The 519-nt window shown below is 47.0% G+C and carries 1 protein-coding gene; it reads right to left on the reverse strand.

What is annotated here, in order from left to right; genetic code table 11:
• A partial coding sequence (locus tag A3739_RS30340) for a hypothetical protein (protein WP_197472536.1) occupies positions 1–519 on the reverse strand: 519 nt, incomplete at both ends.

Below are 519 nucleotides of genomic sequence, written 5' to 3' on the forward strand. Positions count from 1 at the left end.
GGCCCATTCGCGCCCTTGCTTGTCGTAAATCCATAGTCGCGAATAAGTGGTCTGCAGCTGGTCGATTACACGTTGTAATTCTCTTGCATGAAGGCCTAAAGGATTGAGTTTGTCCTCCATCTGTTTGGGTAAACTCGCGACAATGGCGCTAGGTCCAAAAGCAGGATTGTCGTCAATGTCTACGACGGCTAAATGTAATCGTGCATCTTGGCCATCTAAGTCATTTTTGTTGATGCGCAATTCAAGGTTATAGCCCCAATAGGTCTCGCGCCAATAGCCTTGAATACCGGTTTTGTGGCTTGGAATGTATTCACCTGAAACAGGGTGTTTGGCATCAATACCGTACTTCCATTCGAGGTTGGTAAAATAACTTGCAAGGTCACCTTCACCTTGCGCTGGAATAATCACGCGGCGTAGCGCACCGAGTTGGTCTCGGAAGGTCAGTTGAATGTGATCGTTATAATCTAAACGTAAGTGATTGGGCTGGCGTGTTTGTACGTTACGATCCAGCACTGATAG

Source organism: Oleiphilus sp. HI0067 (assembly GCF_001635735.1).